A 15188-nucleotide genomic window follows, 5' to 3' on the forward strand; every position below is an offset into this window, starting at 1 on the left:
ATGAAAAGCCGGCTTTCCATGACATACGACGAATCGGGGCGCGCCGCGCGGTGTCGCGTCGCGACGGCGCTGCTCGCTGTTGTCCTCATCGTGCTCGTCGGGGCCAACCTGTGCGTCGGGAGTGTGCTCGTGCCCGCAGACCACATCCCCGGCATCCTTTCGGGCGGCGCGGCCAATTCCATGGAAAGCCAAGTCATCTGGGAGATTCGCCTGCCGCGTGTGCTTTCAGCCGTGCTTCTCGGCGGGGCGCTTTCCCTCTCCGGGTTCCTGCTGCAGACGTTTTTCAACAATCCCATCGCCGACCCGTTCATCTTGGGCGTCTCCTCGGGCGCAAAGTTTGTCGTCGCGCTTACGATGATCGTACTTCTGGGCGCGAACCAGGCCATGTCCTCGCCGGCCATGGTGGCCGCAGCGTTTCTGGGCTCGCTTATCACCATCGGCTTCGTGCTCCTCATCGCACGGCGCATAAGTTCCATGGCCATGCTCATCGTGGCGGGCGTCATGGTGGGATACATCTGCTCGGCGGCGACGAACTTCCTCATCGCCTTCGCCGACGATCAGTCCATCGTGAACTTGCACAACTGGTCTTTGGGTAGCTTCTCGGGTTCGAGCTGGGACGACGTCGCGGTCATCGCGGTCGTGGTGATCACCGTGAGCGCATGCGTATTCGCGATATCGAAGCCCCTTTCCGCCTTCCAGCTGGGAGAAGCCTACGCGAAAAGCGTCGGCGTGAACGTCGCACGCTTCCGCGTGGTGCTCGTCCTTCTAGCGAGCATGCTCTCCGCCTGCGTGACCGCGTTCGCTGGTCCGGTGTCGTTCGTAGGCATCGCGGTTCCGCATCTCGTTAAGTCGGCGCTGAAGTCGTCGAAGCCCATCCGAGTGATTCCTGCGTGCTTCTTGGGAGGCGCCATCTTCTGCGCGGGCTGCGATTTGATCGCGCGCACGCTGTTTTCCCCCGTCGAGCTTTCCATCAGCGCCGTCACCGCCATCTTCGGCGCGCCGGTGGTTATCGCACTCATGTTGAAGAAGCGGGTGAGGTAGATGGGGGAATTCGTGCCGCGGCCCAAAACGCTCGGAGGGGAGTCGAACCTCGAAACCCCGGTAAAAACGCAGGCTGACGGAGCGCCGCTTTTCCGCATAAGCGACCTGTCGGCGGGCTACGACAAGAAGGTCGTAGCCGAAGGCATCGAGCTGGAGGTTCGCGCGGGCGACGTCGTGGCGCTCATCGGGCCGAACGGCTCGGGCAAGTCGACCATCTTGAAAACCATTACACGCCATCTGGCACCGCTTGCCGGCGCGGTCGAGCTCGACGGGCGGGAGATTTCCCGATGGAAGACGGCGGAGTTCGCAAGGAACCTTGCCGTTATGCTGACAGATCGACCCCGGACCGAGCTCCTCACCTGCCGCGATATCGTAGAGGCGGGAAGGCATCCCTACACCGGGCGAATGGGCACACTCTCGCCCGACGACCATAGTCGGGTCGATGAGGCCATGAAAACCGCACATGTGGAAGAGCTCGCCGAGCGCGACTTCATGCAGATAAGCGACGGGCAACGCCAGCGCGTCATGCTCGCACGAGCCATCGCGCAGGATCCGCGTGTGCTCGTGCTCGACGAGCCCACGTCGTATCTCGATATCCGCTACCAGATCGACCTGCTGCGAATACTTCGCCACCTTTCGAAATCGCGGAATGTGGCTGTCATCATGTCCATCCACGAACTCGAGCTCGCGCAGAAAAGCGCCGACAAGGTGATTTGCGTGAAGGACGGCCGGGTCTTCCGCGCCGGCGCACCCGAGGACATATTCACGCGCGAGACGATTGGCGAGCTCTACGGCCTTCAACATGGCACCTTCAACGAGCGCTTCGGCAGCGTGGAAATTGGGCGCCCACACGGCGATGCGCACACGTTCGTCATCGCTGGCGCAGGTACGGGGTCGGCTGTGTTTCGCCAGCTCATCCGGCAGGGCAAGGCGTTCTACGCGGGCGTTCTGCACGAAGGGGACATCGACTGCGAGCTCGCGCGCGACCTAGCGACGGAATGCGTGGCCGAGCGCGCCTTCGAGCCAATCGGGGATAAAACCATAGCCCGCGCCAAAGAGCTCCTCGTCCACTGCGCACGCCTTATCGTGTGCCCCGCCGCCTTCGGCACCATAAACGCCCGCAACGCAGAGCTCGTCGAGTTCGCACGCTCGCATGGTATCGAGGTCATGCGAGCGTGCGAAGGCGCATCGGAGGATTCCAATGGATACGCCTAGGCGCGGCCCAAGAAATCGTCCGCATCCCCATCTGACACTATTTCACCGCAACTAAGAAGGTGTCGGCGTATAACGCTTCACCCCAAATTAAATTGATTCGTTGAATAGACACATTCCAAATCTTTAGACTTCGTTTAATCTACAAGTGGGTATTATCACAAAATAAGCACACGTGAAAGGATATACCCATGTCGCTTACACAGTCAGCAGAGCGTGCAGCGCTTAACAAGCTCATCGATTATCTCGACGACAACCCGCAAGAAAACATCGACAAAATCATGGACCTCGTGAACAAGCTGGTCCCCAATCGCGTATTTCCTGTACAGCGAGAGGCATTCACCAATGTCATCAAGAGCCGCGGCAATTGGTATGACCTGATCATGCGTGTGTTCAGCCTTAATCCCCAGATGCGAACCAAACTGCTTAAGACCCTCATTGTCGACGCCAACCTGCTTGCTTGGCCAGAGCAGGAAAAAAACCGCGAAAAGTACCAGTGCAACGTTCCGTGGGCCATCCTGCTCGATCCCACGAGCGCCTGCAACCTGCATTGCACGGGCTGCTGGGCCGCCGAGTACGGCTACAAGCAGAATCTCTCGTTCGAAGACATCGACTCTATCGTTACGCAGGGCAAAGAGCTCGGTACGCATATCTACATCTATACCGGCGGCGAGCCACTCGTCCGCAAGCACGACCTGATCAGAATTTGCGAAAAACATCAGGACTGCGTGTTTCTCTGCTTTACCAACTCCACGCTGATCGACGAGGCCTTCTGCGACGATATGATTCGCGTAGGTAATTTTGTCCCCGCCATCAGCGCCGAGGGCAATGAGCACACCACCGACGCCCGTCGCGGCGAGGGTACCTACGCAAAAATCGAGCACGCCATGAAACTCCTGCGCGAGCGCGACTTGCCGTTTGGTATCTCCACCTGTTGGACCAGCGCCAATGCCGATACGGTTGCTACCGAGGAGAACATGGACTGGATGATCGGCGAGGGAGCACTCTTCTGCTGGTACTTCCACTTTATGCCGGTTGGCCGCAATGCAACCCCCGAGCTCATGCCCACGCCCGAGCAGCGCGAGCACATGTATCACTTTATCCGCGAAATGCGTAAGAAGAAGCCGCTGTTTACGCTCGACTTCCAAAACGACGGCGAGTTTGTAGGCGGATGTATCGCCGGCGGCCGCCGCTACCTGCACATCAACGCCGCCGGAGACGTGGAGCCGTGCGTGTTCATCCACTACTCAAACGCCAACATCCACGATGAGAGCTTACTCGACGCGCTGCGCTCTCCCCTCTTTATGAAGTACTACGAGAACATGCCGTTTAACGACAACCACCTCAAACCATGCCCCATGCTCGAGAATCCCGACGTGCTGCCCAAACTGGTCGCCGAGAGTGGCGCAATGAGCACCGACCTAATCGAGAAGGAGTCACCCGAGCAGCTGCGCGAAAAGACCCAGGCTGCCGCCGAGGCATGGTCACCTGTCGCCGACCGCATCTGGAACGACTCCGACGATCCGTTATACGCCAAGCGTCACGAGGACAAGTCGCAGGGCATGGCCGATAGCGACATGCACAAGTTCGAAAAACAGGGCCGCATACTCAAAAACGGCGATTAATGCTGCCCTACACGACAAACGCTCAGAAATGAAGCGGAGCAGTCTCGAGGCTCATCTTCGAGGCTGCTCCGCCTTACCATCAAAACAGTTTTACTAAGTTGCGGTGAAATAGGGACCAGAACGGCCTTCCAATAACCAAAACAATCCCTATTCCACCGCAACTTCTATAAGTTGTTGAATTATCGATGCTATTCGAAGCGAGATTCCAGACTCGACAGACCGTTGAGAGTCAGGTCGTTGGCGACCTCAGAGACGCGCTCGATAGGAACCGAACCGTCAGACAGCGCCCACGTGCGATAGATACCGATAATACCCGATAACAAAAACGCCAAATAGTAGTCGAACATCTCGTCCTTGAGACCTTGAGGCAGCAGATCGCGCTCGGCAATCTCGTGCTCGAGCGGCGCACGAAGACGAGCCATAAAATCATCGAGCGGAATGTTCTCGATCAGCTGACGATTGAGCACCAAGTTGTTGCACAGTGCCTCGTTAACGGTTTTAAAGAAGGTCGCCGCCGCGCCAAGAGCGCGCTCGTTGGTGTCGCCGTCCATTGAAGCAAGTGTTTTCTCGACCGAGTCGACAATCATCTCCACCACATCGACGGCAATGGCATCGAGCAGGCCGTCAACCGTACCAAAGTGAACGTAAAAGGTCTTGCGGTCGACATTGGCCTCGCGCGCGATGGCACTCACCGTAATGTCTGCCAGCGGCTTTTCCATGAGCAGGCGCTCGAAAGCCGAAAGGATGGCATTACGGCTGCGAATGATGCGACGATCAAGACGCGGTTTGCTGGTCGCCATGGGCGTGTCCCTTCGATATGCGAGCATTCATCAACAGATGAGAGATAATCTACGTAAGAGGATTATCCCCCATACAGCACAAATATGCCCCGCATCATGAAGAACGCACGACTGCCCTACTGCGACTTGGGATGCTTCTTCTTATTGAGTGCCGACGGAGATACGCGAATACCATCGCCTGTCTGGCGCACATAGGCTTTATGAGCCGGCTTAGCGGTCCCAGAAGCCTTCTGAGCGCGCTTCTTGGGATCAACGGTAACAGCATTCGTGGGGTGCGGCATAGTGGGCGCAGAGGGCGTCTGAGGCGTGCGGCCGAGCTTGCGCATCACACGATCCCAGCGTGCATGGATGCTCTCGTTGTGGGCGCTCTTAAGTCCCAGCAGGGGCGCAGCCAAAATGGTCGGCGCAATAAACGTAATGAGGCGCCACAGCAGATAGCCGGCGGTCGAAGCCGACCCAAAGAAATGACCCAAGAACAATGCAAAGCCGCCCTCAGCGCCACCAGTTCCACCGGGCAAGGGAACCGCAGAGCTCAGCAGCTGGACAAAGGCGCTCGCGGCCATGACCGAGAAAAAGTCGACCTCGTGATGGCCAAAGGCAAGCATCAGGAAATACGGAACCAGATAGAAAAACGCGAGCTGCAGCATGGTGATAAACACGGTGAGCAGCATGGAAGAAAAATGTCCGGCCGAAAGCTTGAACTTCTCGGAGAAGGAGTAGATCTCGCCATCGACAAACGTGCGCCATCCCTCGATCTTAGTGGCCGAGACACCAATACGCTCGAGCCAATTGATGATGCAATGGGCGACGCGCGTGACGGTCTTAGGCATCAGCGCGACGGCGAAGATGCCCAGCAAGATGCAGCAGTGCCCACCAAAGCTAAAGACGCACAGCAACGTCATGTCGCCATAGCGCTCGGCAAAAAACGGCATGCGAGCAAGCAGTAGGATAGCGCCCCAGGCAACGAGACCAAACTGGTACACGATAAAGCGCGTGAACTGCGTGGCTCCGGCCTCGCCGACGTTTTGGCCCGCTTTAGTCAGGCGGTAGATCTGGGCGGGAGTCGAGCCCATCATCATGGGCGTGAGGTTGCCAAAGAAGATGCCACTCGCCTCGACCGAAATCAGGTCGCGGATACCGACGGGCGAATATGGGTCGAGCCAGACGGCGATCGCATAGGCCACAATGCCAAAGAACAGATACATGAACATGCAAAGACACGCAACAACGAGCCATGGCGCCTGGACGCTCGACATTGCGGCCCAGAACTGCCCCATCTGCCCGGTTACCACCAGATAGACGATATAACCCACCAGCACGACGCCGATGAAGATGGCGCCGCGGCGTGCGCTCTTATTGTCATCTCCGCCCGAGGCCTCAACCTCGACCTGGGGCTTAGACGTATGCTGAGAGGACTCCGTCATGAGACTCCTTCTAACAGTCAAAATATCTTGGATATTGTACCCGCAAGGACCATAGACAGAACGCAAAGCTCTGGTTCAAACGGGAATTGCAGACGGTTGTTTGAAAATAAAAAACCCGGCCTTCCATGGGAAGCCCGGGTATCAAATGCGTGGTAGCCCGTACCAGATTCGAACTGGTGATCTCCGCCTTGAGAGGGCGGCGTCCTAAACCGCTAGACGAACGGGCCATAAGCCTCAGCAGAAAAGAAGTGGTAGCCCGTACCAGATTCGAACTGGTGATCTCCGCCTTGAGAGGGCGGCGTCCTAAACCGCTAGACGAACGGGCCACATGACATCTGCACTGCCGTGCTGCGAGGAAATATATTACGGGACAAAAAACGTCAGCGCAAGAAGAAATTCCAAATTGCCGAAAAATTGTCGGCAGGTTATGGAACACGCAGGTAAACTGGGTAGCTAATTCAAGTTGAGATGGACCAAAAGAGCTTCGCGATCGTTGGGGATGTTGTCATCGATCACGGCGTCGAGAGCGGCGTTGAGTAGCTGGCCTAGCTCGGGCCCCGGCTTCACACCGGCACGGATCAGGTCGCCGCCGTTGATGGCGAGCATCTTGAGCGTATAGGGCTCCCCTGCCTTCAGCAGCTCGTGCGCCATCGCGCGCATTTCCTCAATCGTCTCAACGTAATAGAAGCACGACGGGGCCTTGCCGAGCGTGTCAGCACGCTTAAGGTCCATGAGCTCGTCAATCAGACGGGCCGTGTCGACGCCCTCGCCAGAAAGCGCACACATCATATTGAGCAGGCAGGATCGCTCGGGACGCAGCGGTTTGTCGTGATATTTGATGAGCAGGCACACGTCGTGCACCAGGTCGTGCGAGAGAGCCAGGCGATCCATAGTGACGCGCGCTTTCTTGGCGCCGAGCTCGGGATGACCGTAGAAGTGTCCGCTGCCGGCGTGATCGACCGTAAAGCACTCGGGCTTGGAGACATCGTGCAAAAACGCCGCCCACATAAGGCTCGACGATGGCGCGACGCCGTCGCACAGCGCCAGCTCCCCTGCCACTGTCAGCACACGGGCGATATGCTCGTAGACGTTAAACGCATGGTAGACACTTCGCTGATCAAACCCGCGACCCGCTGCCAACTCGGGCACAGCGGCACAGATGAGCTCGGGATAGCGAAGCATCGCGTCTCCCCCATGACCGGTCGAAAGAATGCCCTCGAGCTCAATACCCACACGCTCGCGCGCCACGGCATCGAGCAGCGGCGCGCACTCGGCAAGCGCACGCTTAGTCTCGGGCTCAATCATAAAGTCCAGACGGCAGGCAAAGCGCACCGCACGCAGCATGCGCAGGGCGTCCTCGTTAAAGCGACGCTTGGGATCACCGACAGCGCGAATCAGCTTGCGCTCCAGATCACCCTGGCCGTCGTAGCGGTCGACAAGCCCGCGCTCGGGATGCCAGGCCATAGCGTTGACGGTAAAGTCGCGGCGCGCCAGATCGTCCTCGAGCGAGGCGGCACGCTCCACAATCTGAGGATGGCGCCCATCGGTGTAAAAGCCATCCAGGCGGTACGTGGTGACCTCGATACGCTCGCCATCGGAAATAGCCGTGATTCCGCCAAATTTAATGCCCGACTCCACAACCGCGATATCAGCGGCCTCGAGCGCCGCTTTGGACTCCTGCCACAGGCCGCTACAGCACATATCAACATCGTGGCTGGGGCGCCCCATCAGGGCGTCGCGCACCCAACCGCCTACGTACCAAGCCTCAAGACCAGCCGCCTCAAGCGCGCGCAGGACGCGCAGGGAGGCATCGGACGGTTGCGTACCGTTGAGCGAAACATTGCACATGCCTATGGCCTCCTGCACTTGTGAGCGTTAATCGATGGTTCTCAAAAAGTCTAACAAGAAACGAGAAAGCGCGCACACGCAATCGCGTCGTCAATTCGATAAAACGAGACAGCAGACGCCACATACGTTCAGCGCGCAAAAAACACCCGCCCTGGTAATCCAAAGCGGGTGTTCGGCAACGATGTATCGATGCGGCTAGCAAACCTGGCGAACCTCGATGTGCTTCTTATATTCGTCCACCTTGGCAAAATCGCCCAGACCGGGGCACTCGACCACGTTGGCGCCGGTGGCCATCGAAAGACGCAAAGCATCATCAACACGCTCGGGGGCGTCGTGCCACACGGACAGGAAGGCAGCGAGCGAGGAATCGCCGGCGCAGACGGTCGACAGCAGTTTGACCTCAAAGGTGCGGTTGGCAAACCAGATATTCTCGCCGTTGGAGAAGTACGCGCCATCGCCACCAAGGGTCAGCAGCACGTTCTTGGCGCCCTTGGCGTGCAGCTCGGCCATAGCGCCCTTGACAGACTCATCGTCGCCACCGCTCACCTTAATGCCAAAGATATCGAGCAGCTCATCGTCATTGGGCTTGATCAGCAGCGGCTCCATGGCAATGAGGTCTGCCAGCTGATGGCTCGAGATGTCGAGGACGAACTCGGCCCCCTTAGCCTTGACGCGGCGCAGGACCTCGGCCAGGAAGCCCTCGGAAGTGTTGGGAGGCAGCGAGCCGCTGATGACCAGGCAGGTCATGTCATCGAGCGAATCGATGAGCTCAAACATCTCCTGCTCGTTGACCTCGTTGATGGCGGCACCGGCGTTGACCATGTTGTACTCCGTGTCGGGGCCGGCATTGAGGAACACGTTGACGCGCGTGATGCCGTCGGTCCACACGGGCTTGACGGGCACGCCCAGGGCCTCGGCGCCCTTGACGATGAACTCGCCCGAGAAGCCAGCGAAGAAGCCCAGGATCGTGGTGTCGACACCGTAGTGATCGAGAGTGAACGAGACGTTAAGACCTTTGCCGTTGGGCGTGTAGACCGCGTTGCGGGTACGCGTGACTGTGTTGGCGGAAAGACCGTCGCAGGCAATGTTGTAGTCAATGGCGGGATTTGCAGTGAGCGTGTAAATCATGAATGTTCCTTTCACGAAGCAACGTGCTAATGAAAGTATATTCCACGCATCGGTAAAAGGCTACAACAACTCGGTGAACGGTGTGGAAGCGATGAAGCACGGCAGGACACCTCTCCCCCATGACGGAACAAAAAAGGCGCCCCGGCCGAAACCGGGGCGCCGCATACGCACGAATATGTCGCGTTTCGATTACTGACGATCGAGCTTGCGAACGGCAACGCGCTTGCTGTACTCGTCGACGTGACCGAAGTCGCCGATGCCGACGGACTCGGCAACGTTGGCGCCGGTGGCCATAGCAAGCTTCATGGCCTCCTCGACGTTGTCGCGATCCCTGTACCACTTGTGCAGGAACGCAGCGAGGGTGCAGTCGCCGGCGCAGACGGAAGAAACCAGTTTGATGTTGAACTCACGCTTGGCGTACCAGATGTCCTCACCGTTGGAGAAGTAAGCGTCACCGCGACTACCACGGGTGAGCAGCACGTTCTGAACGCCAGCGTCGTGAGCCATCTTCATGGCAACGCGAACCTCGTCGTCGGTGTCGACCGGCACGCCGAAGATGGCCTTCATCTCGTGATGGTTCGGCTTGATGAGCAGCGGCTTCTTGTGAGCGAGCTCCTTGAGCTTGTCGGAGGACAGGTCCAGGACGACGTCGGCGCCACGAGCCTGAGCGTGCTCCATGACCTGAGCCAGGAAGTCGGGCGTAGCTTTGGGAGGCACGGATCCGGAGACGATCAGGCACTCAAGATCGCCCGCGGTATCCAGGATGTTGTAGAGCTCCTCCTGGTGCTGCGGCGTAATAGGAGCACCCGGGTTCAGGATGCCGTACTCGTGCTGGCCATCGTTGACGTAGGTGTTAATGCGCGTGATACCGTCGGTCCAGACCGGGCGGCAGAGGCAACCCAGGTTCATGACCTCCTCGACGATAAACTTGCCCGTGAAGCCGGCGAAGAAGCCGAGCGCGACGGTGTCGACGCCCATCTTCTTAAAGGCGAAGGACACGTCGAGGCCCTTGCCGTTAGCCGTGTAGCTGGCCGAGCCGGTGCGGACGTTCTCGTCGGGCTCGAGCGGAGAGCTCGAAACCGTCATGTCGACAGCCGGGTTAGCGGTTAGCGTGTAGAACATTTACAGTACCCCCTGTATATGTGAGGGCCGCGTGGCCGGCCCATTCCAACCACGCGGTTACCTCTGATACCAAATTAGCGAGCTGCGGACTCGAGCAGTGCCTTGACCTCGGCGGCGGTGTTGCAGGCGAGCGCCTTCTCGGCGAGCTCGTCGCACTCGGCCTTGGTCCACTGGCTGATGGTCTTGCGGGCGCGCAGGATCGACGGAGCGCTCATCGAGAACTCCTCCAGGCCCCAGCTGATCAGCAGCGGCTCGAGCAGCGGATCGGCAGCGGCCTCGCCGCACATACCGACCATGATGCCGGCCTTCACGCCGCTCTCGATGATGTTCTTGAGCGAGCGGAGCACGGCGGGATAGTAAACCTGGTACAGGTTGGAGATGGTGTCGTTGCCACGGTCGGCGCACATGGTGTAGCCGATCAGGTCGTTGGTGCCGATGGAGAAGAAGTCGGCAACCTCGGCAAGACGGTCTGCGAGCAGCGAAGCGGCAGGCGTCTCAACCATGATGCCGACCTCGATGTTCTCGTTGAACTTGCGACCCTCTTCGGTCAGCTCGGCCTTGCACTGCTCGACGAGCTCCTTGACAGCCAAGACCTCCTCGACGCAGGTGACGAGCGGGATCATGATCTTGACGTCACCGAAGGCGCTAGCGCGCAGCAGAGCGCGGAGCTGGACCTTGTACTGGTCGGGATTGGCCAGGCAGTAACGCACGGCGCGGAAGCCCATGAAGGGGTTGTCTTCCTTGACCATATGCAGATACGGAATCTCCTTGTCGCCACCCACATCGAGCGTGCGGATGATGACCGGAGCACCCTTGAGCGCGCTGGCGACCTTACGGTAGGCGTTGAACTGCTCCTCCTCGGAAGGAAGCTCAGCGGAGTCCATGAACAGGAACTCGGAGCGGAACAGACCGATGGCCTCGGCGTCGTGATCGAGCGCGTTGGGCACGTCATCGGGGTTACCGATGTTGCAGGCGATGATCTTCTTGATGCCATCGGCAGTCACGGACGGCTTGCCACGGAAGGCCTCGAGGGCTGCCTTCTCGGCAGCGAAGGCCTCGGCCTTGGTGGCGTAGGCGGCGAGCGTCTCCTCGTCGGGATCGGCCTCGACGATACCCTTGCCACCGTCGACGACAACGGTCATACCGTTGCGCAGCGCGGTGCAGCTGTTGGAAACCGAAAGGACAGCCGGGATCTCGAGGGCGCGCGCAATGATCGCGGAGTGCGACGTGCGGCCACCGGTCTCGGTGACGATACCGGCAACGTGGGCCTTATCGATCGTGGCGGTCATGGACGGCGTGAGGTCGTGCACGACAACGACGGTGTTCTCGGGCAGGACGGAGAGGTCGACGACCTCCTTGCCCAGCAACTCGGCAAGAATACCGGTGCGGATGTCGGCGATGTCGGCCGCACGCAGACGGAACATCTCGTCGTCCATGGACAGGAACATGTTCTCGAACATGGTCGAGGTGTCCATGAGCGCCTGCTCGGCGCAGGTACCGCCGTCAATGGCGGCGTTGATGGCGTCGGTCATGCCCGGGTCCTGAGCCAGGACAATGTGTCCGCTCATGATCTCGGCCTCAGCCTCGCCCACCGTCTCCTTCATGTGGTCGGCCTGAGCCTGGGTCTTCTCGCAGAAGACCGAAAGAGCGGACTGATAGCGCTCCTTCTCTGCTGCCGAATCAGCAACCTCGTGCGGCTCAAACGTCAAGTCGGGATCGACGGCAACCATGACGGTGCCGATACCGATGCCCTCGGAAGCGTTGACTCCCTGATACATTCCCATTCCTCTCTCCGTGTCATGTGATAAAGCGTTTTGCCATATCCATGACAAAAGAGCGCAGCTACCTTACAACAGGTCACTGCGCCCCCAAATATGAACTTAGTTGTTCAACATGCGACCCGTTTGAGTTCTACTCGCCAAGACCGCTCTTGATGAGCTCGATGGCAGCAGCCAGAGCCTCGGCCTCGTCAGCGCCGTCGCACTTGACCTCGACCTCGGTGCCGCAGGGGATACCAGCAGCCATGAGGGCCATCGGGGACTTGCCGTTGACCTCCTTCTCGGGGGTGACGACCGTCACGTCACAGGCGTACTTGCCCATGGTGGAGGCGAACAGACCAGCCGGACGCATGTGCAGACCCTGAGGATTAACGAGGGTAGCCTTCTCAGAAACCATAGTTGACTCCTTTTTTGTGTTTAACCCCTGTCATGCATGTGGCAGGAGTCAGATTCACGACGTTGTTTATATTAACTCACATCAAACGGTTTTTCATTGTGTTTCAGACGAATTATTGGACAGATGTGTTTGTCGTCCGCTTGCTCGCCCACAGGGGCCCGTGCGCGGCCTGTGAGATTTCCTGCTCTACAGTCCTGCTCGCACGAAGAGCACATTAAGTGCTCTTCGGCTCGTGCGGAACTCGCGATAAATCTCACAGGCCGCGCGCGGGCCCCTGTGGGCGAGCAAGCTGCGGAAACTCAGTCGGTCCAAAGTAATGTCGGCTGAAAGGAATTCTGGCTGATGATCTGTTCGCGACAAGGACTCGATAGGCGGCCCCCTCTATGCCCTTTTATAAGTTGCGGTGAAATAGGGACTGAATTTGGGGTTGAATCGTTTAAACAGTCCCTATTTCACCGCAACTTATGGGAGGGATAGAAAAAGGCGGGGGCTCCTGGTGGAGTCCTCGCCTTTTGTACAGAGGGCGATGTTATTCGCGTACCGTGGAATTAGACCAAGCGGGCGTTGATCGTCTTGGCGATCTCGGCGGCGTCGGTGGAACCCTTGACGGTGGCACGGAAGTCCTCATCCATGAGCGCCTCGGCGACCTTGGACAGGATCTTGAGGTGCGTGGTGCCGGCCTGGGCACCGGGGATGAGCAGGGCAATAGCCACGTTGACGGGAGCGCCGTCCATGGTGTCCCAACCGGTCACGCCGGACTCGTCCTTGACGACGATGACGGCAGCCTCGGTAATAGCGTCGGACTTGGCATGCGGGATGGCGAAGCCCTCCATCATGCCCGTGGTGCCCTCGGCCTCGCGGGCCAGGAAGGCGTTCATCACGGCGTCGGCGTCGCTGGCGATACCGGCCTTGACAGCCTGGTTGGAAACGAAGCTCAGAGCCTCGTCACGAGAAGCGAAGTCCTCGGCGACAAAGACATTCTCGACCTTCACGAAGTCGGCAGCCTCGGCCTTGGGGGCCTCGACGGCAGCGGCCTTGGGGGTCTCAACGGGCTTGGCTGCAGGAGCGGCCTTCTGGTTCTTCTCGAAGTCGTACTTCTTGAAGGCCACGAACAGGATGCCACCGACCACAGCGCCGATGAGGATCGCGAGGACCCACAGCGGACCGTTCTCGACAACGGGCAGGACCAGGAAGCCACCGTGAGGCGCCGGATCGTGAACGTTGAACATAATGGTCAGGATCGAAGCGATAGAGGAACCGAGCATCATGATGGGCATGACGGGCCAGATGTTCTTGGTCATGAACGGAATGGCGCCCTCGGTGATGTGGGTGCAACCAAGGATGAGGTTGACTACACCGGCGTCGTGATCCTCCTGGCTGAAGTACTTCTTGCCGACAACGACGGCGAAGGTGGTGATCAGCGGCGGAACGATGCAGGCGGCGGAAACGGCAGCCATGAAGTTGGTGCCGAAGTTGTAGGTATCGGTGCCAACACCGGCGGCCAGTGCCTCGGTGAGCATAGCGGTCCCGGTAACGTAAGCAGCCTTGTTGACCGGGCCGCCCATGTCAAAGGCGCACATGCAGCCGATGGCAAGACCCAGGACAACGGCGCCAGAGGCGGACAGGCCCTTGAGGAAGTCCATCATGGCGGTGTTGATGGCAGCCATGGGGCCGGAAATGCCGAGCATGACCAGGCCGACGATAGCCGTCGAGAACAGCGGGTACAGGAAGATAGCCTTGAGGCCGTCCAGGTTCTTGGGCAGACCGGCAAAGACCTTCTCGAGCAGCAGGATGACATAACCGGCGAGGAAGCCGCCGACGATGCCGCCCAGGAAGCCGAAGCCCACGCCGGCGCCACCGGCGTCGATCATGCCGGTCTCGGCGTTAACAGGCAGGCCCTGGATGGCGATCATACCGGCAACAAAGCCGGGGACGAGCGCCGGGCGCTTGCCGATGGACTCGGCGATGTAGGCGGAAAGCACCGGAACCATGAGGTTCATGGCGATGCCGCCGATTATCTTGAGCATCGCAGCAAAGCTGTTGTAGTCAGACGCCGTCGAATCGAAGGACGTAATGCCCCACAGGAACGAAACGGCGGTCAGAACACCACCAGCAACGACGAAGACCAGCATGTGGCTGACGCCGTTCATGAGGTGCTTGTAGATGATGTGGCCGATGGACTCCTTCTCCTCAACCTCGTCCTCGACATCGGCAGCGGCTGCAACCGTGCTGTCGCCCTTAGCGGCGAGCGCGCGGTCAATCAACTTACCGGCGGCCTCAACGGACAGGGCCTTGGAAACACCAACGGAAACCATGGGCTTGCCGGCGAAACGCTCGGCCTGGACATCCTTATCGGCTGCGACGACGACGGCCTTGGCGCCAGCGATCTCACTCTTGGTGAGCTCGTTCTCGACACCGACCTGGCCATGAGTCTCGACCTTAATGGTCAGACCGCGCTCGGCAGCTGCCTTCTCCAGCGCCTCCTTCGCCATGAAGGTGTGCGCAATGCCGGTCGGGCAACCGGTGGCGGCGATGATGTCAAACTTAGCCATGTGTCCCTCCTTCTTGAGTACAGCGCCCGCGGGCGCTCCCCTACACGCGCTTCGATGCGCGTTTTTCCACAACTGAAAGATACCAACCTACCGTCCGCGTGAGAAGAGCTAAGGTGCAAATCTCCGGTGAAAGGTTCTTTCATAACCGTAAACGGTAGGTGAAAGTTTACCATCAACACTTGAAACGGCAAGGTGTATCTTGTAATTGAAAATGCCCGTATACTATGGCATTGCAAATCAAGCTAGATTTTCATGCCAACC

At 59.0% G+C, this 15188-nt stretch carries 11 protein-coding genes and 2 tRNA genes; 3 read left to right on the forward strand and 10 right to left on the reverse strand.

From position 1 onward, the window contains the following. The first annotated feature begins 18 nt into the window (after positions 1-18). The 3 genes from AAAX77_RS00330 (at position 19) to AAAX77_RS00340 (ending at position 3878) form a co-directional block, all read left to right on the forward strand. Positions 19-1041 (forward strand): iron ABC transporter permease, encoded by a 1023-nt coding sequence (locus tag AAAX77_RS00330; RefSeq protein ID WP_349104192.1) that lies wholly within the window; start codon positions 19-21, stop codon positions 1039-1041. Next, complete coding sequence (locus tag AAAX77_RS00335) at positions 1042-2256, forward strand: ABC transporter ATP-binding protein (RefSeq protein WP_349104194.1); 1215 nt, start codon at positions 1042-1044, stop codon at positions 2254-2256. 188 nt (positions 2257-2444) lie between these two features. Further along, on the forward strand, positions 2445-3878 hold the full coding sequence (locus tag AAAX77_RS00340; protein WP_349104195.1) for a radical SAM protein: 1434 nt from the start codon (positions 2445-2447) through the stop codon (positions 3876-3878). A 188-nt stretch (positions 3879-4066) separates the two neighbouring features. On the opposite strand, the gene AAAX77_RS00345 is transcribed toward AAAX77_RS00340, so the two are convergent. The 10 genes from AAAX77_RS00345 to AAAX77_RS00390 all read right to left on the reverse strand — a co-directional run bounded on the left by AAAX77_RS00345 (position 4067) and on the right by AAAX77_RS00390 (position 14927). Continuing rightward, the gene (locus AAAX77_RS00345) at positions 4067-4678 is read right to left on the reverse strand and encodes a TetR/AcrR family transcriptional regulator (RefSeq protein WP_346964658.1); all 612 of its coding nucleotides are present in this window, start codon (positions 4676-4678) and stop codon (positions 4067-4069) included. Between the two features lie 116 nt (positions 4679-4794). After that, complete coding sequence (locus AAAX77_RS00350) at positions 4795-6102, reverse strand: lysylphosphatidylglycerol synthase transmembrane domain-containing protein (protein WP_349104196.1); 1308 nt, start codon at positions 6100-6102, stop codon at positions 4795-4797. 150 nt (positions 6103-6252) lie between these two features. Beyond that, positions 6253-6329, reverse strand: a tRNA-Glu gene (locus AAAX77_RS00355). A gap of 22 nt (positions 6330-6351) precedes the next feature. Beyond that, positions 6352-6428, reverse strand: a tRNA-Glu gene (locus AAAX77_RS00360). Positions 6429-6555: 127 nt separating this feature from the next. Beyond that, complete coding sequence (locus AAAX77_RS00365) at positions 6556-7950, reverse strand: HD domain-containing protein (protein WP_349104197.1); 1395 nt, start codon at positions 7948-7950, stop codon at positions 6556-6558. A gap of 195 nt (positions 7951-8145) precedes the next feature. After that, the gene (locus AAAX77_RS00370) at positions 8146-9078 is read right to left on the reverse strand and encodes a 1-phosphofructokinase (RefSeq protein ID WP_349104198.1); all 933 of its coding nucleotides are present in this window, start codon (positions 9076-9078) and stop codon (positions 8146-8148) included. Positions 9079-9267: 189 nt separating this feature from the next. After that, positions 9268-10200 (reverse strand): 1-phosphofructokinase family hexose kinase, encoded by a 933-nt coding sequence (locus AAAX77_RS00375; protein ID WP_006233969.1) that lies wholly within the window; start codon positions 10198-10200, stop codon positions 9268-9270. A gap of 74 nt (positions 10201-10274) precedes the next feature. Beyond that, a complete protein-coding gene (gene ptsP / locus AAAX77_RS00380) occupies positions 10275-11978 on the reverse strand; it encodes a phosphoenolpyruvate--protein phosphotransferase (protein ID WP_349104199.1) in 1704 nt (567 codons plus the stop codon). Positions 11979-12111: 133 nt separating this feature from the next. Continuing rightward, positions 12112-12375: an HPr family phosphocarrier protein gene (locus tag AAAX77_RS00385; RefSeq protein ID WP_022094575.1), complete on the reverse strand. Its 264-nt coding sequence runs from the start codon at positions 12373-12375 to the stop codon at positions 12112-12114. A 548-nt stretch (positions 12376-12923) separates the two neighbouring features. Further along, positions 12924-14927, reverse strand: coding sequence for a fructose-specific PTS transporter subunit EIIC (locus tag AAAX77_RS00390; RefSeq protein WP_349104200.1), 2004 nt, complete (start codon positions 14925-14927; stop codon positions 12924-12926). Positions 14928-15188: the final 261 nt, after the last annotated feature.

The sequence above is a fragment of the Collinsella sp. CLA-ER-H6 genome (genome assembly GCF_040092305.1).
GTDB lineage: Bacteria > Actinomycetota > Coriobacteriia > Coriobacteriales > Coriobacteriaceae > Collinsella.